The organism is Paenibacillus sp. PvR098, from assembly GCF_017833255.1.
In the GTDB taxonomy this organism is placed as follows: domain Bacteria; phylum Bacillota; class Bacilli; order Paenibacillales; family NBRC-103111; genus Paenibacillus_G.
In genome coordinates this window covers 4,010,449-4,028,353 of sequence record NZ_JAFIBU010000001.1, presented here as the reverse complement: position 1 = coordinate 4,028,353, position 17,905 = coordinate 4,010,449, and the positions used below count along the sequence as shown (strand labels likewise).

Below are 17,905 nucleotides of genomic sequence, written 5' to 3'. Positions count from 1 at the left end.
AAGCAAGATAGAAGCTGCAGCTCCTGTCATATCATCCTTAGATTTTACTCAATAAATTTCCAGTTTTTATTATTTACTTGGAGCAAAGCCATGCCGTCAGAATCCATTCCATTATGATTATCTTTGCTGAGTTGTAATGTCCCGCTTATGGCTTTATAAGTGCCAACACCGTTTTCGAGATAGTCGCGAATCTTCTCTGGGGTATCGTTTCCTTCGGAAATCGCTTTAATAAAAAGCTCTAGTCCATCGTAAGCGTACGCGCTGAACATGCCTCCGGCATATTTATATTCGTTAAAGAAGTTTTCGTTATACTCCTTCAACATTTTCTTTTGATCCGAATCCGGCAGTTGATCCGTAACGTCGAGCTTGCTTCCTACGACTAATATGCCATCACCCTCAGCTCCAACCTGATTTAAGAAGCCTACATTAGCCGAACCGTGGCTTTGAATCATAGGAACCGTGAAGCCTAATTGTTTGTAGTTTTTAGCGATGATCCCCGCTGCAGGAACACGCGACCAGACCAGGATAGCACCCGGATTCTTCGGTTTGATTTTGGTCAGCTGCACCGTCATATCTGTAGCATTAGGATCAAATTCTTCCACTGCGACAATCTCGATGCCATGAGTAGCTGCCAATTTTTTGAACGGTTCCAGACCTTCTTGTCCAAATCCGTCTCTTGCATTCGTCCAGGCAACGGTTGTGATGTTATTCTTCTTCAAGTAATTGATCATTTTCATCAGAACGGCTTCGTGAGTCTGAACTACGCCAAACACATAATCACCATATTCGGGGATCTGCGCCAGTGATATCAATGGAATCTTGCTTTCTAATGCGACATTTCGTATCGCTATGTTCGCGCTTACCTGTGTTGCTCCTACGACAGCTACTACCTTATCTTTAGAAATAAGTTCCTTCATTGCCATAATCGCTTTGGTATCATTCGTTTCATAGTCCTTAATGATAACCTCAATTTCTTTCCCGCCTACGGCTCCCTGAGCTTCAAGCCTTTTCTTGATCAGTTTGGCTGCATCCGCTTCCGGCTTTCCTAATGGAGATGCGGGTCCTGTTTCGGCTACGATAACACCGATTTTGATTTTCTCGTTTTGGCCAGTCGTGGTGGATGCAGCCGAATCTTTAGGAGCCTGCTCTGAACTTTGCGTTGAATTCGTCGGTGCAGAACCTTGACTGCATGCTGATATAGCAACTACCAAGGCCAATAACAGTAAATGAAATGAAAAGGTACGAAAATGTTTCCTCATCCCGATGATCCCCCTATGCAATGAATTTGTACTGAATTTGTACTCCGCTTCAACTTAAGAGAATAAAGAGTAATACGATATTTTGTAAACGCTGTCATTTTGTTTCTTAATTGCAACGTCACTCCTTTCCAATGATTCAATTTTGATACAGGTAAACTAATATCTTAGTATCTTAATTGAATTATAGCACCCGTAAACATGATCGTCAATCTTTGTAAAATAATATTGATATTTGTAGTAAGAGAAGGAGCCATATTCACCTGACCTGTATATGAGGTCGGTTGAATATGGCTCCCGCTTTATCCATTATTTCGTTATTCCTTTTTCCTTATAAAAGGCTTCCGCACCAGGATGCATGGGCAATTGACCTACATTGGCCATCTTTTTCAAGTCCAAATCGGCCATCGATTTGGTCACCTGCCGGATTGATCCCAATTCGGCTTCAATCGCTTTGACGATCGTATATGCTACTTCGTCCTTCATGCTGCTGGAAACGATGACAGTTTCAAACACCGGCGGCATATACAAATCTTTATCCAAAAATTCATAGGCGCCAGCTTTGATGGTATGTGGTTCAAAACCATACGATTTTGCGACAGCATCCGTTACTTTTCCATCCTTAATACCCAGCAGCTTGAATTTGTGATGCTGTGCTTTTTCGATATAAGCCGGTATGGGATAAAAACCGATGCTGAATACTCCTTCTAATTTTCGGTTATCCAACAGTTCAAAACTAGGACCGAAGCTGAGCTGATGCACCTCTCCGCCCCATGACTTGAAATCATTGTAGGTCACACCAAATTCGTTTAACACTTTTCTCATGGTGAGATCATGCAAGCTATTCGGAGTATTGACGGAAAATTTTAGCGGATATTTATTTGCAATCACTTCATCCAACGTATCATACGGAACTGTATCCTTTACGACCATTTGGAAAGCGCCCGTTTGAAACGTATACAACGCTCTTAAGTTTTCTAGTTTTTCTTTAAAGGGCTCTTCGCCATTAAGCGCCAACTGCACACTCGGTCCCATGTTCAGTGCGATATCCGCTTTGCCTTGGGAAACCTGTACTGCGTTGGCTCCATCCTGTCCTGGCACTACTGTAACCGTCGAGCCTGGAGGCAGCCCCTTCTTTATGGCTTCAGAAAAAGAGGTCGCATGTGCTTGCCAGGTGCCTCCCGCCGTAGCCATTAACATAGTGAGATTAATAGGATCTTTCATCTCTAGCTGGCCTTGAGGTTTTGAGTTCTCATTACTTGCTCCGGCAGTAGGAGTTGGAGTTGATGAGCCCTGTGTATTATTCGAAGCGCTCGGTGAAGTATTTGCTGAATTACTGCATGCGGCCAATATAAGAATGAAACAAAGAAAAGGTAGATAGGTTAATTTCCTTATTATTTTCATATATGACCCATCCCTTACTCTAATTTTAATTGCTTAATTTATACGTATCATCGACCTTTACCCGGTTTTGCTTATTTCTTTCGCCTGTTACATAATGATCCCCTCGAACCGCTAACTGTGCTTTTTCCTCATCCTCTTCCGTCCAGTAACCCAGATCATAACCATGCCATGGTGATTTCGGGTTTAACGTAGGAAGTCCCAGTTCTTCCCAACGCTTTTTAGCATTTTCCATGAATTCCTTCTTCGGTAAGGCCACCGGCGGATAGTCCCATTTGCGAGTTGCGTCGATGACTAAAGCGGAGGAACCGTTGGGTCCCGGATAAACGGTGTCGGCACCCATGCCTTCCTTGTGCGGAGGAACCGCAGAATATTCAAGTACGGCCAATCTGCCTGTACGAGTTTGCACATCTCGTTCAGGTAAGCAGCGGGTGCTAATTGCCCAGTTGACGAAATCAGGGTCTCTTGGGTCTATATCTTCATCGACTACGATGAAGACCTTACCAATTCCGGTATCAAAAGCGCACGCCGCATTGAGCGCCTGCCAAGGTTGAGCCGGATTGCTCTTTTTCATTTGAATCACGCAGTAAAAGTAGCTGCTGCTCGATTCATGGAACGAGACATCAAGTACGGTTGGAATATTGCAATCATATTTAAGGTACTTAAAGAATGTGGGTTCAAACGACATTTGACGTAATTTAGTGCTTTCACTAGGCGGAAACTGACTGATGATCGAAGCCCACACCGGATTTTTGCGATGAGTAATCCCTGTAATTTCAAACACGCCATTATTTACTTTTTGACTCATAAAGCCTGATGTTTCCCCGAATGGCGCTTCAGGCTCCATAAATTCCGTTGAAATCTTTCCTTCAAAAACAACCTCAGCTGTTGCAGGCACGACCAGATCAATCGTTTTACATTTAACTACTTTAACCGCTTCTCCTGCTATACCCCCGGCTACATCATATTCGTCCGCTTCATAGGGAACTTTCGTATTCGCTGCAAAAGTCACATTGGGGGTTACTCCAATCACTAAAGCGGCTTCTAATGGAATCCCCATCTTCCTGCACTTTTCCCAATGCATGGCTAAATGCTGTGTCGGATGAACATAAACACCAGTACGATCAGGGGCTTTGATTTGACCGCGATAATTACCAATATTATAAACGCCTGTTTCCGGATCCTTAGTCACCCAATGCGAATAGGTCGTATAAGGAGCGCAATCAAAGCCGGGAGTGGAGATCGGGATAGGAAACTCTCCTGTTCCACCATGCTCTAATAGATTTTCCCCGATATGGACTTCTTCTTGACAAGGCGCGTCCTTTTCCTCAACCAAAATCGGTTTAATCGGATTGCGAAGCCCTTCCGAAATTTTATGCATGGATTGTCCAGGTTCACATTCCATCGACATGCAGAAAATATCTTTGGATGCGGCTAATGCACCTACAACCACTGGAGTGTTGTATTTGTTCCCTTTAGCATCCTTTACATTTTCAAAAATAAATGCTTTTCTCTCTTCCTCGGGTAGTCCGCGAAACTGCCATCTTACCAACGGATGAATTTCTGTATCTTTACAGAATTCCTCTTTAATCCGTACTAGTTTCCCCGCTGCTTCCAATTTTGCTAAGTGTTCTCTGAAATCTTGATAAGCCATGAACGTTTTTCCTCCTAGTAGGGTGATTGATTTATATGAATGTTATAAATCCATGGTTAGGTTTCTATCTTACTTTCTAATGATGCTCTTGGACGACGGGGTTTATAATTCAACCCAAAAACGATGAAAGCCATAAGCAGTCCTAGCACTATGACCAGCCAGTGCGTGAAAATAAGCAGAACACCGGTAACCAAAAGCAGCACTCGATTAAGAGCGTTGACTGGATGGAATAAAAATCCCGATACCGCAGACGTAAAAGCGGTTATTGCAATGATTGCAATGCAGGAGGCTATAATAATTTCGTACCAAGCCCCTTCCATTAACAACGGCGGATTAAAAATAAACATAAACGGAATGATGAAGCTGACAACACCAATTTTGCATGCTTCCCATGCGATGGACATCGGATTTTCTTGCGCTATAGGTGCGGCCACATAAGCTGCCACGGCAACTGGGGGAGTAATAGCCGATAAGACGGCATAATACATAATAAACATGTGAGCGGCCATTAAAGGGATATCCAGACTGATCAGCAATGGCCCCCCTATGGCGGCCGTAAGCATATAAGCTGCAGGAGTTGGCACACCCATTCCAAGCAAAAGACAAACCAGCATCACTAGCAATAACGCGATAATGATGGAATCTCCCGATATGCCCAGAATGATGCTCAGGAACTTATTGGACAACCCTGTTACCGTTAAGCCTCCCACGACTAAACTTGCGGCTCCAACTGCCGCAGCTAACGCTGCAATCCGGAGGGTACCGGCAGCAATCGCATCCAAAATATGCTTAACGCCCATTCTCGTTTCTTTCTTAAACCAGCTTACGACAATGGTGGATAATAACGCGATCGCAGCTGCATACGCCAAACTATATCCATCCAGCAATAAATAAACCAAAATAATGATCGGTATCAAATAATACCCGCTTTTGAATAACACATCCTTCAGCCTTGGAATATCCTCAGAAGGAACCCCGGACATTCCTTTACTGGCAGAAAGAAAATGCACCTGCATATACGCTCCAAAATAATAAAGCAAAGCCGGAATGAGCGCAGCGACTGCGATGGCAGAATAAGCAAGCCCTGTCATATCAGACATAATAAATGCAGCGGAACCCATAACGGGGGGCAATAAGCTACCTCCCGTCCCGGCCACCGCTTCAATGGCCCCTGCTTCCTTCTTCTGGTATCCCATCTTTTTCATCATAGGTATCGTAAAGGAGCCTGTTGTCGCCACATCCGCGGAAGGACTGCCGGAAATGCTGCCATACAGTCCACTGGAGATGACGGCTATTTTTGCCGGGCCACCGGTAGCACGACCGGCAATAGCCAAAGAAAACTGGTTAAAGAAGTTGGTAATCCCCGAGTATTCAAGAAAAGAGCCTAACAAAATAAACATAAATACATAGGTTGCGGCGATCCGGGTTACGGAACTGAATAAACCATTGTAGGTTAGAACCATTTGTTCAACAAATGACGTCATCGTGATTTGTTGATGATAGAATTCTCCAGGTAAGTAATGTCCCCACAACGAGTAGGCAATCAACAGAAGGACTAGTGACGTCAAACCAGGACCTAAGCTCCTTCTAGTCGCTTCCAAAACCAGCAGCACAAGCATGACCCCGAACGTGATATCCCACATGGATAAGGGATCAACTGACGGCCAGCGTGTAGTCAATCTTGGAGCTTCAAGATATAGATACAATCCTATGATTAAAGATAGAGTACTTAGAAAGATGTCGATGTAACCAGGAGGGCCGTCTTTACTTTTTTGGGTTGGGCGAAATATGAAAAACGTTAAGTACAGCATCGTACATAAGAACTGGACCACATGAACATAAGGCTCTAATCTCCCATATAAAGCGGTCCAAATTTGGAAAATGCCAATGAGCACACTCGATATCCAAACGACTTTAGACCAGGTTCCCGTTAGGGTACGTGTTGATCCTCCTTGTAGATAAGCCCAAATATAGGCCATTTTGCATCCCACCCATTATAATTTTCTCTCTCCCTTACCCTTACCTAAATGATTTTTCATGAATTACTTTATTCGAACCTCATCCAATTTCATTTCATGGCGGCAAAACGGGCACATGACGTTGGATTCGGGATCATCGCCAAATTCCCCGCCACAATACGACTCTTTTTCGCACTCCGTGCATTTAAACCATATTTCTCTTAATTTCTCAGCCATGGATTACCCTCCTGTTATCATTTTGGAAAATCCAGTATGAATTTGTATTTCTCAACGATTTCATTTCTCAATTCCCTCGATGTACGGCTGACTTGAGGGAATTTATCTTTCCATCCAAACGGTTTGACGGCGTAAAAAATGGCCCTGCTGTTCGTATAATTCGCCGACTCTCGTTTTTCAGGAGACATACGCGGATCCAAAGGTGTGCTCCAGCAATCATCAATTAATTGAATATCATTGATCGGATCGACTCTCGTTTCCATAGCCCAAAGCACTTCTTTCATATCCGTAGGGTCAATGTCTTCATCCACCACCACAACATATCGACCGTTTCGTGCCGTTGCCGCACAACTGACAGCGGCAAGTCCTGCTTGCTTTGCATGACCGGCGAAGCGTTGGCGTATCGAGACAACTACCATATATGCTGTATGACAATAGACTCCGGCAATATCCTGAATTCCGGCTGCTTCCAACTGATCCCACAACAAGCCCGCTCGAACTTCCAAGCCTTCAAAAGGAGCGCCGGACCACATCGGGCTGGAATTATGAATAATCGGATCGTTTCTATGATATATCGCTTTAACTCGAATCACAGGCTGTAATTTTCCCGTACCGCGTGTTCCTCCTGAGTAATATCCGGTCCACTCTCCAAACGGTCCTTCTTCATGTGCTTGCTCTGAGGGAGGGGGAACCTCACCCTCTATCGCAATTTCCGCATGAGCTGGTATGGGCAGGCCGGTAATAGGACCCTTAATCACCTCTATAGGTTTACCTTGTAATCCGCCTGCAAAATCAAATTCGGATTTTACCCATGGTAATTTTGTATGGGCGGCAGCAAAGGTATAAGGATCGCCTCCAAAAACAGCAACGATTGGGCAGCTTTCACCCCGCTCCCAATAACGTTCGCATATTTGTCGGCCTTGCTGTCCTGGACTCATCCACAAACCAAGCAAATTGGAATCATGTACCTGAATTCTATACGTTCCCATATTTACAAAGCCTGACTCAGGGTCTCGGTTGATAACCAAATCTCCTGTTCCTATGTAGCGTCCTCCGTCAGATTCATGATGAACAGGAGACGGAAATTTGAACAAATCAATCTGTTCATCCATCAGAACATTCTCCATGACCGGGCCATGGTTGACTTCAACGGGTGGAATCGGTACGGCTTCCTTCATCTTCCGGGCCATGAGGCGAAGTAATTCTAACTTGGATTTATCTGTAGGAAGCCCTAAGCTTAATGCGACCCTTTTATGAGATCCGAATGGAAGCGTGACCATACGAAATCCTTCGGCATATCCTTTAATTTCATCAAATAGCAGCAACGGGGGGGTGGGAATTAATTCAGCAGCCGCTTCAGTAATAGCACCAATCTCTTTATCCCAATCTGCTCCTCTAATTTCCTGATATTCACCTAATTCTTTACATGCTTGAATGAACGAACGCAGGTCATTAAAAATAGTCTCACTCACCACAAAACCTCCTAAAATGTATTCGATTTTGTCCATCGTCAGTTTAAATGCGAATGCCCATCTGTTTTCCGACCCATTTTGCAATAATGGATACACCGATGGTCAAAAGTACGACAAATACGCCAGTGATCGCCGCAGCCTCGTAATTTCCATCCACCATATAATCCAGCTGCAGCATCGCAATCGGTCTGTTCTCTCCCGTAACAATCATGGCAATATTAGCCACATTTCTCGATGCTGTGACAAAGGTAAGAATACCAACAGAAAGAAGGATGGGCGCGAGAATAGGCATAATAATTCTACGAAAGGTATATAACCAGGAACCTCCCGACACCGAAGACGCCTCTTCCAATTCTCTGCCTAACTGAACCATGTTGGTTTTGATGAGTTGTACCCCTGTCGTCATTGAATTAATAAGGACCGCGATAATCAAAATAAATATCGTTCCGTAAAGCGGGCGTAAGAAAGGGGTGCCCAGGAACATCCAAAGCATGCCAAGGCCTAAAATGATGCCCGGTATAGCAGCAGGCAGCCAGGTTAGAAAATCGATAACCCCTCTTCCAGCGTATTTACTCCGGACTGAAATATACGCCAAAACCGTATACAAGATCATTCCGATTAAGGCTGCGCTCCCTGCCATTTTGATTGTATTCCAGAGTGATTTACCCAAAATGGGGTCACTTAGAATCTGCTTCCAATGACTTAAGGTCCAAACCTTTTCAATGTTAAAAAATCCGAATGCATTCATAAATGTGCCCATGACCATAAAAATGATCGGCACTACCGTAACAATGAAACAGAATCCAAATATGAGGATAAAAGCTGGCCACTTCATGGCCCCTAAGCGAAAGACGTTCCGCTTAAAATGGCTTGTTACGGTTACAAAACTACGTTTGGTATTGATGTACTGCTGGAACAAAATGAGAGGCAGCATACCTATCAAAATTACGATACTCAGTACCGTTGCTGCACCGAACTGGTGCCGCTCCTCCGCGATTAACTGGTAAATCTTCGTGCTGAACACATAAAAACCGAAGGGTGGTCCCAGAACCTTCTCGATTTCAAAAGATTCCAGCGCGTGAATAGAGGAGATAATAAGAGTAATAAGAATGGCTGGGGTCATCACCGGCACAACAATCCGTAATAAAGTCCCCATCATGCTTCTCCCCGAGATTCGTGAAGCCTCTTCTAAAGAAGAATCAAGATTGCGGAAGGCGGGGGCAAGAAAAATATATTTCGCCGCCACACCACGGATGACAATATGTGCCCATACAACTCCCCAGAAGGAGTAAATATCAAATGGTCCTTTTTCAATACCAAACAAACGAATGATCAATTGATTAACTAATCCAAAGTCAGGATCCAACAAAAGAATCCAGCCCATTAATATAGGCAACGTAGGCAGAAAAAATGCCAACCACATAAAAAAATCCAAATATTCCTTGCCTGGAATGTCCGTACGAGTCAAAAGCCAGGCAAATAAAATACCAATCGGGAAGACGATAACCATTGTCACGAAAACCATATTAAACGTATTGATAATGGATTCGAGCATGCCGGCCTGGGACCAGGCCAGCGTCCAGTTGCCGAACCCAATTTGTTCCGTTCCGTCGGGAAGTGTAACAACAAAGCTGTTGATCAGAAGTAACCCGAGCGGGTAAACGATCACGATTAACAAAACCGCCAGCATCAAAGTGTAAAAGATAGCTCCGGCTTCTACTTTGAATCTTTGCATGGAACGCCGGTTCTGTTCTTTTACGACTTGGGCCATACGGATAACACCTCCGGAGGAAAGTAAAGCCGTACTTTCTGCCCTTCTACTAAATTTTGGTTGCGCGGGGCATATACAAGAATTGCTTCATCCCCAATCTTGACATGGCACTCAAATCGGTCTCCGATGAAGAGAAGTGCATCAATTTCCCCTTCCAATACATTATGTTCCGCTTCGCTGCTCACCACAATATCTTCCGGACGAATAGAGACGACCGCTTTCTGTCCTTTGCTCGGTTGGGAAACAAAATTGTTTTCCGCCGATAAAGCAATCCGGTTCCCTTCACCCAAAATGACGCGTATTCCCTTTGGGTCTACGCTTTCGATTTCTACTTCTAGCGTTATGTTTTTTCCAATAAAATCACGAGCAAATATGGTATCCGGTTTCTCATACAGCTCCTTCGGCGTTCCTACTTGCTCGATTTTGCCTTGGTTCATAATCGCTAACCTGTCCGAGAAGCTAAGCGCTTCCATTTGGTCATGGGTGACAAGAATGACCGTAACTCCAATTCTTCTCTGAAGCAGCTTCAGTTCGATACGCATCTGCTCGCGCAGCTTGACGTCCAAATTACTAAATGGCTCATCGAGCAACAGAATTTCCGGTTCATAAACAAGTGCCCTGGCAACGGCTACACGCTGCTGCTGACCACCGCTTAGCGCCGGTCCCGGCCGATTTTCCATACCGCTTAGACCCACCAAATCCAGCGTTTCCATTACCCTCTTACGTATGTCCGCGTTCTTTACCTTTCGGGCCCGAAGGGGGTACGCTACCGTTTCAAAAACACTCAGGTGTGGCCAGATAGCGTAGGACTGAAACACCATCCCCATCTGCCTTTTATGAGGGGGAACAACGATTTTATCCGAAGGAGAAACCAGAACCGTATCGCGAAAATAAATGGTTCCCAAGTCTGGCTGCTCGAGTCCGGCAATTTGCCGTAGGGTTGTGGTCTTGCCGCATCCGCTTGGACCGAGCAGGGTAAAAATTTCCCCTTCTTGGATATTCAAACTCAGCTCGTTCACAGCTTTATTATTTCCAAAAAATTTGGTGATTTTATCTAAACGGAGTATATCCTTTTTCCCAGTTTGTTCATTAATGCCTTCATCATTCGGGAAAGATGTCTTTACTATGGCCTGCGACATGCTTCTTCCTCCTTCACCTGGGTTATTTCAAGTATTTCTTGGCCAATTCCGCCACATCCAGTTTAGCCTGCATGTTTTTCTCATACGGCATATACGTAATATCCTTCGCCTGTTCCGAATTGATAACATTGGTATTATCTACCGGTTTTACATCTGTGCGCCTGCTATTGATATGCGTAGCCTCAGAAAACTTGTTTTGAACCTTTTCACTGAGCAGCCAGTTGATGAATACTTTGGCGGCATTGGGATTTGGGGCCTTATTAAAAAGAATAAGAGCTTCCCCACCGGCAAATCCAGGTTCTGTTATGGTCTTCACGTTTTTGCCGAGTCCCTTCTCTGTGAATTCAATCATCGTGGTACCGGTTAACCCTATGGCGATTGGGTAACGTCCGCGGATTACCCACTCCGCCATTTGACGTTTGTCACTGCTAACCACCAGATCTTGATTAGTAAACAGTTCCTTAATGACGTCCTCCCCGTAACTTAATAGATAAGACGCCATCGCTTCATTGCCTGACCCGCCTCCGGAACGAGGATCAAAAAGGACGATTTTCCCTTTATACTGCGGATCAAGTAAGTCTTTCATTGATTTGATCTGACCTTCTGGAATAAAATCATGATTCACGTTAAAACCAGTAATTTTGGTCGTTGCCCAATGGAGAACGTATTTTTTCTCATGGTCGCCAAAAATACCGTCCAAGCCTCCAATCCAAGTGCCATCGTTGGTAATTTCAGGTTTAAGGACAGAACGAATCGGGTCCAGAAAGCCGTTATTTTTGGCGATATATACTTCTGAACTTGGGGAACCTATTCGCACATCCCACAAATACTGATTTACCTCACGTTCTTTATTGATTCGAGGCCAAAACGATGCTCCGTTGCTTCCTGTATATTCAACTTTGATTTCAGGATAGTCTTCTGAAAAACTTGTAAAAACATTACGCATCACCGTATCTGCGATAGCAGAAATGACAACTACTCCTTCTTTCTTAGCAGCAGCTAGCGTCTGTTCCCAGTCGTCTTCGTTAGTCGATTTTTGCGGCTGATCCTGTTTTTCACCTTGTTCTGTGCTCGCTTGCTTCTTACCCTGTTCATCCATCGCAGACGGAATGGATCCTTGTCCGCAGGCTATAAGTCCGGTTAATACGATCACCATGATGATATTTTTCAATACGAACAGCCAAGGTTTCTTTTGCACACAAATCCCTCCTCCATTGATCCTAAGACCCTAAGACCCTAAATATAAAGGATTACTGTCCCGATTTTGTAGGAGAATTGGACGCTATGTGAACAGGTCCTTTGAAGAAACAAACTATATTTTTGACCAATTAAATTTAAACTGATTTAACGTCTCTTCCCATTTTTGGGCAACCTCTCTTCGCTGTGAAGTCTCGAATTTATTAGAAGCCGGGAAGCGGTCTATCCAATGGTAAGGTTTGCATGCGTCAATAAGGAGCCTTCCGCTCGTGAGATCGCCCGACTGCTGCTGCATAGGCGATAAACGCGGGTCCAAGCCAGTTGCCCAAGCACCTCGAATAACATCAATGGATGTAGAGGGCTCCGCACGTGTACACATGGCCCACAGAACATCATCCAAATTGCTGGGATCAATATCTTCGTCAACGACAACATAATAGCGGTACATACTTGCGGGTCCCCTGTAGCCCGATGCCGCTAATAGGGCTTGCTTGGCATGCCCGGCATAACGTTGTTTAATGGAGATGACAATCATTAATGAGTTGCAAAAGCCCCATACACCTTGAATATCGGTTATCCCTCCATTCTCCAGGTGATCCCATAGTGCGCCAAGATAACGTGGAACCCCATAGGCCAAACCTGTCGGCCTCAAAGGAGGCGCTCCGTAAATAATGGGATTGTCAGCATGTAAAACAGACTGTATTTTTACCACACATTCTTGACCTTCATGCGAATAATAACCCGGCCATTCACCAAAAGGCCCTTCATGAATCGACTCGTGTTCCGGATTCGGTATGACTCCCTCAAGCACAATTTCAGCCCCCGCAGGTACAGGCAGACGATGAATAGGCGTCTCAATGATTTCTACCGGCGAGCCATGCAGTGCGCCGGCATAGGAATATTCGGATACCCCAGCCGGCACACCGCTGCAGGAAGCAAGCCAAGTTAACGGGTCTGATCCAAGAACAATGGCAACGGGACAATCCTTTCCTTGCTTCCAATATTTTTGTGCAATCATTCTTCCGTGTTTGGCAGCAATAATCCATAAACTTACCAAAGATGATCCTTGAATGCAGCAGCGATAGGTCCCCAGATTCACCCAACCGGTATCCGGGTCACGCATAATGACCATATCCCCTGTACCAATATATCTTCCTCCATCCGAATCATGCCATTTAGGGGCTGGAAAAATGGACAAATCCACATCCTTCTCCAAGACGACATTCTCCAAAACCCGTCCGGTCGTTACCTTTATCGGATCAATATACTTTAGACCTTTAAGCTCCTGTCTCCATCGTTTGATCAACTCAATGGGATGCAAATCGGTCGGCAGCCCCAAGGCCATGGCAAATCGTTTGGGCGTATTGATGACATTAGATACGATACGATAGCCTGAGGGATAGTCTTTAAAATGATCAAAATGAAGCATCGGACCGCCTTGTTCAGCCGTAAGCTCTGTCAATACTCCGATTTCCGATTCCAAATGAACACCGTTAAAGTGTGCCACTTCCCCTTCCTTGTCAGCCACCTCGAGAAAGTCCTGCAAAGATTTAAATCTCATGCAACTCACCCTTTCCGTTCTAAATATTAATTCCAATCCGCTTTCCAATAGCCCTTGCAATGAGTGCCACTCCGACAGTAAAGGCTACTACAAACACGCCTGTTATAGCCGCAGCTTCGTAACTTCCATCCAACATATAACCGAGCTGTAATACCGCAAGGGGCTGGTTGTTTCCTGTGGTGATCATAGCAATACTCGCTACATTTCGTGCAGCGGATATGAACGTCAACGTTCCGACCGATAGAATAACCGGGGTTAAAATCGGCATAATGACACGGCGAAACGTATAGAGCCACGACCCTCCGGAAACAGAGGAAGCCTCCTCCAATTCCGTACTTAATTGAACCATGTTGCTTTTGATCAATTGAACACCCGTAGTCATACTCGTGACCACCACCGCAATGATTAAGCTAAATACCGTACCGTATAAAACACGCAGCGCGGGGACTCCCAGGAACAGCCATAAAAAAGCAAGGCCTAAAATAATACCAGGTATGGTAATGGGAAGCCAGCTGATAAAATCAATAGATCCACGTCCAGCATACTTCGTTTTGATGGTGATATAGGCAATCAAAGTATAAAAAATCATTCCTAGTAATGCGGCTCCTCCGGCTAATTTCAGTGTATTCCAGCTGGAGGTGACGATGTCTTTATCGGAAAGTACCGTTTTCCAATGGTTCAACGTCCATACCTGCTCAATATTGAAAAAACCGAAAAGCGTCATAAATGTGCTCATAAATAAAAAGATCAGCGGCAACACAATCGTAAACAGACAATATCCCAAAATAAGTGCAAATACAGGCCATCTCAAGATACCAATTTTGGTTACTGCTCTTTTAAATCGACTGGAAACGGTTGCATAACTCTTTTTTCGATTAATGTACTGCTGCAGGAAAATTAACGGAATCATAGCCAAGAGAATAATGATACCCAAGACCGTTGCAACTTCAAAAGCAGGATTATCCTCACTGACCATTTCATAGATCTTGGTACTAAACACATGAAATCCAATCGGCGTTCCAAGCACTTCTTCAATCTCGAAGGATTCAATGGAATGAATAATCGAAATCGTGAGGGTCACCAGTATCGCCGGAATCATAATTGGAAGCATTATACGCAGGAAGGTGCTGAAGCTGTTCCGACCTGATATTCTTGATACCTCCTCCATCGAAGAATCCATATTACGAAAAGCCGGGCCTAAGAAAATATATTTGGCAGCGACCATTCGAATGGTAATATGCGCAAATACAATACCCCAAAATGAATAAATATCAAAAGGGCCCTTCTCTAAACCAAACCAATCCATGAACAATTGATTAGCAATACCAAACTCTGGATCCAACATAAGAATCCAACCCATTAGAATGGGTAAGGTGGGAAGAAAAAAACCGAGCCACATGAAAAAATCAAATAGATTTTTGCCTGGGACATCCGTACGGGTCAATACCCAGGTAATCATCACACCTAACGGAAATGAAATGAGAATAGAAATGAAAACCCGATTAAAGGTATTCAGAATAGCATGCATCATTCCATTATCCGACAATGCTTGAGCCCAATGAGTCAGACCATAAATAACGCTGCCGTCAGCCAATTTCACCTTAAAACTACTAATTACGAGCATCCCTACGGGATATAAAATCAATAAGCCCAACAATACCAATACAATGGTGCAAAATACAAAACTCAATTCAATTTTTGCGCCATGACGTTTAACTCGATCCATTGGGATCTCATTGACGATTTTGGCCATATTATCATCTCCGGGGGACAACATTTTTGTATAGAAATAGATGAACTACTTTTTAATCAACTCATTTTGCAAGTCAAAAATACGTAATTTCAAATCCACATATTCTTCTCTGTAATGAAGGAAATACTTATCCTTGTTTTGTTCATTCAATACCGTCTTTTCATCGCCAGGCTTAACATCCAACCGGCGGCTGTTCAATTTTACGCTGTCCACCAGCTGCTGCTGAGCTTTTTGAGAGAGCAGCCAGTTCGTATATACTTTGGTCGCGTTGGGATGAGGAGAGTTTTTCATGATTTGTATCCCTCCAAGCCCCATTCCTTGCGGTGGTACATCATCTGGTAAAGCTACAACCTGTTTGCCAAGTCCCTGATCTAAAAAAGGCAGCAATTCAGTAACATTAAACCCGATCGTTATAGGGTATTTTCCTCGGACTAACCATTCGGCTTGTTGACGTTTATCCGCGGTTACGCCTATGTCCATATTTTTGAAAAGATTGGTAATATAATCTTCTCCATACATCTCCATGAGCGCTGCCGCCGAGCTTTGGCCCGCTCCGCCTCGTGGGTCCTGTATCGCTATTTTCCCTTTGAATTTGGGATCCGTTAACTGTTTCGTTGAAGATAACTCGGCCTCTGAGATCAATTCCCGGTTTACGAATGTAGTCGGCTCTTCAAAGGCTAAGAAGCTAAACATATATTTGCTTTCTTTATCAATAAATGCCCCATCAAACCCGCCAAACCAAATGCTGTCATCGGTATGTTCCGGATTAATAAATGGTTGAATGGGATCAAATAAACCTTGATTTTTGGCGCTGTAAACATCTCCGCTAGCTCCCCCCACACGAAGATCCCACAAATATTGCCCCATTTCCTGTTCTTTTCGAACCCGGGCCCAAAAGTCTCTGGAATTGTCTCTGGAATATTCAACTTTGATCCCCGGATACTCCGCTTCAAAGGCATCCGCCAATGATTTCTTCCAAAGATCGCTCGGCGAGCCGGATATAATCACTTTTCCTTCTTTCTTCGCCTCGTTCACAATGTTCTCCCACTCTGGATTCACATTGGCAGAACCTGATGGTGTAGTGTTAGCAGGAGCAGCCTGCTTTTGATTGCCGTCTGATTGGGGACTGGCATTTTGTCCGCTGCAAGCGGCAGATGCCAACACTATACAACCTAATACTGCAGCAATCCATAACGGAGTTCTTTTCCCTCTAACGTTCCCTAACATGTTTATTCCCCTCACATTCTTTTACCAAAGGTTCAAAGGAACAAATGCATTCTGGGCTATTTTTTCAGCAATTGGTCTGCCATTTTGAGGATATAAAGGTGAATTTCAGCGGTATGTTCTACATAGGTAGGTAAATATTCATCCTTCTGCTGCGGATCTACCTTCGTCGCTTCATTCCCAGGCTTGACATCCACCCGGCGGCTGTTCATTTGAACGTTATCCACCAGCTGCTGCTGTGCTTTTTGAGAGAGAAGCCAGTTCACATATACTTTGGTCGCGTTGGGATGAGGGGCATTCTTCAAAACCTGAATTCCGCCAAGTCCCATTCCTTGAGGGGCTCTTTCATCTTTTAAAGGCACAACGTTTTTTCCCAGTCCTTGATCCATAAATGGAACCAATTCCGTGGCGCTGATCCCTATCGTAATAGGATATCTGCCCCTAACCAACCATTCAGCTTGTTGACGTTTATCCGCGGTGAAGGCCAGTTCCTGATTTTTCAAAAGATCCTCAACAAAACTTTCTCCATACATCTCAAAAAGAGCTCCCATGGAGGCTTGGCTCGCACCCCCACGCAAATCCTGTATCGATATTTTCCCTTTGTATTTTGGATCTAATAACTGCTTTGTCGAAGATAGTTCAGATTCTGGAATAATATCGCGATTTATGAAGGTGGTCGGTTCTTCGAAAGCAAAATAACTGAACATAAATTGCTTTTCTTTATCAATAAAGGCGTTATCATAGCCTCCAAACCAAATATCATCTTTGGTAAGTTCCGCATTAATGATCGGTTTAATGGGATCAAATAACCCCGAATTTTTGGCGTTGAAGGTATCCCCGCTAGCTCCACCTGCTCGAAGATCCCACAAATATTGCCCGAGCTCCTGTTCCTTTTTGACGCGGGGCCAGAAGTCCCTTCCATTGGCGCCTGTATATTCAACCTTGATTCCCGGATACTCCGCTTCAAAAGCATCCACCAACGATTTTTTCCAAAGCTGGCTCGGCGAACCGGATATAACCACTTTTCCTTCTTTCTTCGCCTCATTCACAATGTTTTCCCATTCTGAATTCACATTTGCTGTTCCGGATTGTGAAGTGTTCGGTGTCGGCGGTTGATTATTGTCTGCGCTGGGACTGGAGGACTGACCGCTGCTGCAAGCGGTAGCAGCTAAAACCACACAGCCTAATACGGCGATAAAAAAATTAACTTTTGTTCTCCTGATTTTCCTTAACATGCATTTCCCTCCCTCATTTGGTCCAGTTGACCTTCACACAAGGAACA

General features: G+C 44.3%; 13 protein-coding genes. All 13 read right to left on the bottom strand.

What is annotated here, in order from left to right; translation table 11 throughout:
• Positions 1-44 precede the first annotated feature (44 nt).
• Positions 45-1,259 carry an ABC transporter substrate-binding protein gene (locus JOE45_RS19860; RefSeq protein ID WP_210022698.1) on the bottom strand — a complete coding sequence of 405 codons (1,215 nt, stop codon included), beginning with the start codon at positions 1,257-1,259 and terminating at the stop codon, positions 45-47.
• Positions 1,260-1,565: 306 nt separating this feature from the next.
• Positions 1,566-2,660: a TAXI family TRAP transporter solute-binding subunit gene (locus JOE45_RS19855; protein ID WP_280874745.1), complete on the bottom strand. Its 1,095-nt coding sequence runs from the start codon at positions 2,658-2,660 to the stop codon at positions 1,566-1,568.
• Positions 2,661-2,685: 25 nt separating this feature from the next.
• Entirely contained in the window at positions 2,686-4,311 is a 1,626-nt protein-coding gene (locus JOE45_RS19850; protein WP_210022700.1) for a UbiD family decarboxylase, read from the bottom strand.
• A gap of 56 nt (positions 4,312-4,367) precedes the next feature.
• Positions 4,368-6,290 carry a TRAP transporter permease gene (locus JOE45_RS19845; RefSeq protein ID WP_210022701.1) on the bottom strand — a complete coding sequence of 641 codons (1,923 nt, stop codon included), beginning with the start codon at positions 6,288-6,290 and terminating at the stop codon, positions 4,368-4,370.
• A gap of 63 nt (positions 6,291-6,353) precedes the next feature.
• Positions 6,354-6,506 carry a hypothetical protein gene (locus JOE45_RS19840; RefSeq protein WP_210022702.1) on the bottom strand — a complete coding sequence of 51 codons (153 nt, stop codon included), beginning with the start codon at positions 6,504-6,506 and terminating at the stop codon, positions 6,354-6,356.
• 17 nt (positions 6,507-6,523) lie between these two features.
• A complete protein-coding gene (locus JOE45_RS19835) occupies positions 6,524-8,014 on the bottom strand; it encodes a UbiD family decarboxylase (RefSeq protein ID WP_210022703.1) in 1,491 nt (496 codons plus the stop codon).
• 7 nt (positions 8,015-8,021) lie between these two features.
• Positions 8,022-9,749 carry an ABC transporter permease gene (locus tag JOE45_RS19830; protein ID WP_210022704.1) on the bottom strand — a complete coding sequence of 576 codons (1,728 nt, stop codon included), beginning with the start codon at positions 9,747-9,749 and terminating at the stop codon, positions 8,022-8,024.
• Positions 9,734-10,888, bottom strand: a complete 1,155-nt coding sequence (locus tag JOE45_RS19825) for an ABC transporter ATP-binding protein (protein WP_210022705.1) — start codon at positions 10,886-10,888, stop codon at positions 9,734-9,736. Before JOE45_RS19825 ends, JOE45_RS19830 begins: the two co-directional genes overlap by 16 nt.
• Before the next feature lie 22 nt (positions 10,889-10,910).
• Complete coding sequence (locus JOE45_RS19820; protein WP_210022706.1) at positions 10,911-12,086, bottom strand: ABC transporter substrate-binding protein; 1,176 nt, start codon at positions 12,084-12,086, stop codon at positions 10,911-10,913.
• Between the two features lie 114 nt (positions 12,087-12,200).
• Positions 12,201-13,646 carry a UbiD family decarboxylase gene (locus tag JOE45_RS19815; protein ID WP_210022707.1) on the bottom strand — a complete coding sequence of 482 codons (1,446 nt, stop codon included), beginning with the start codon at positions 13,644-13,646 and terminating at the stop codon, positions 12,201-12,203.
• A 19-nt stretch (positions 13,647-13,665) separates the two neighbouring features.
• A complete protein-coding gene (locus tag JOE45_RS19810; protein ID WP_210022708.1) occupies positions 13,666-15,399 on the bottom strand; it encodes an ABC transporter permease in 1,734 nt (577 codons plus the stop codon).
• Between the two features lie 45 nt (positions 15,400-15,444).
• Positions 15,445-16,626: an ABC transporter substrate-binding protein gene (locus tag JOE45_RS19805; RefSeq protein ID WP_210022709.1), complete on the bottom strand. Its 1,182-nt coding sequence runs from the start codon at positions 16,624-16,626 to the stop codon at positions 15,445-15,447.
• 56 nt (positions 16,627-16,682) lie between these two features.
• Positions 16,683-17,858 (bottom strand): ABC transporter substrate-binding protein, encoded by a 1,176-nt coding sequence (locus JOE45_RS19800; protein WP_210022710.1) that lies wholly within the window; start codon positions 17,856-17,858, stop codon positions 16,683-16,685.
• Between the last annotated feature and the right edge of the window lie 47 nt (positions 17,859-17,905).

Coding starts and splice junctions, on each gene's coding strand:
- JOE45_RS19860 (WP_210022698.1), bottom strand. CDS start 1,259: ATGAGGAAACATTTTCGTACCTTTTCATTTCATTTACTGTTATTGGCC.
- JOE45_RS19855 (WP_280874745.1), bottom strand. CDS start 2,660: ATGAAAATAATAAGGAAATTAACCTATCTACCTTTTCTTTGTTTCATT.
- JOE45_RS19850 (WP_210022700.1), bottom strand. CDS start 4,311: ATGGCTTATCAAGATTTCAGAGAACACTTAGCAAAATTGGAAGCAGCG.
- JOE45_RS19845 (WP_210022701.1), bottom strand. CDS start 6,290: ATGGCCTATATTTGGGCTTATCTACAAGGAGGATCAACACGTACCCTA.
- JOE45_RS19840 (WP_210022702.1), bottom strand. CDS start 6,506: ATGGCTGAGAAATTAAGAGAAATATGGTTTAAATGCACGGAGTGCGAA.
- JOE45_RS19835 (WP_210022703.1), bottom strand. CDS start 8,014: ATGGACAAAATCGAATACATTTTAGGAGGTTTTGTGGTGAGTGAGACT.
- JOE45_RS19830 (WP_210022704.1), bottom strand. CDS start 9,749: ATGGCCCAAGTCGTAAAAGAACAGAACCGGCGTTCCATGCAAAGATTC.
- JOE45_RS19825 (WP_210022705.1), bottom strand. CDS start 10,888: ATGTCGCAGGCCATAGTAAAGACATCTTTCCCGAATGATGAAGGCATT.
- JOE45_RS19815 (WP_210022707.1), bottom strand. CDS start 13,646: ATGAGATTTAAATCTTTGCAGGACTTTCTCGAGGTGGCTGACAAGGAA.
- JOE45_RS19810 (WP_210022708.1), bottom strand. CDS start 15,399: ATGGCCAAAATCGTCAATGAGATCCCAATGGATCGAGTTAAACGTCAT.
- JOE45_RS19805 (WP_210022709.1), bottom strand. CDS start 16,626: ATGTTAGGGAACGTTAGAGGGAAAAGAACTCCGTTATGGATTGCTGCA.
- JOE45_RS19800 (WP_210022710.1), bottom strand. CDS start 17,858: ATGTTAAGGAAAATCAGGAGAACAAAAGTTAATTTTTTTATCGCCGTA.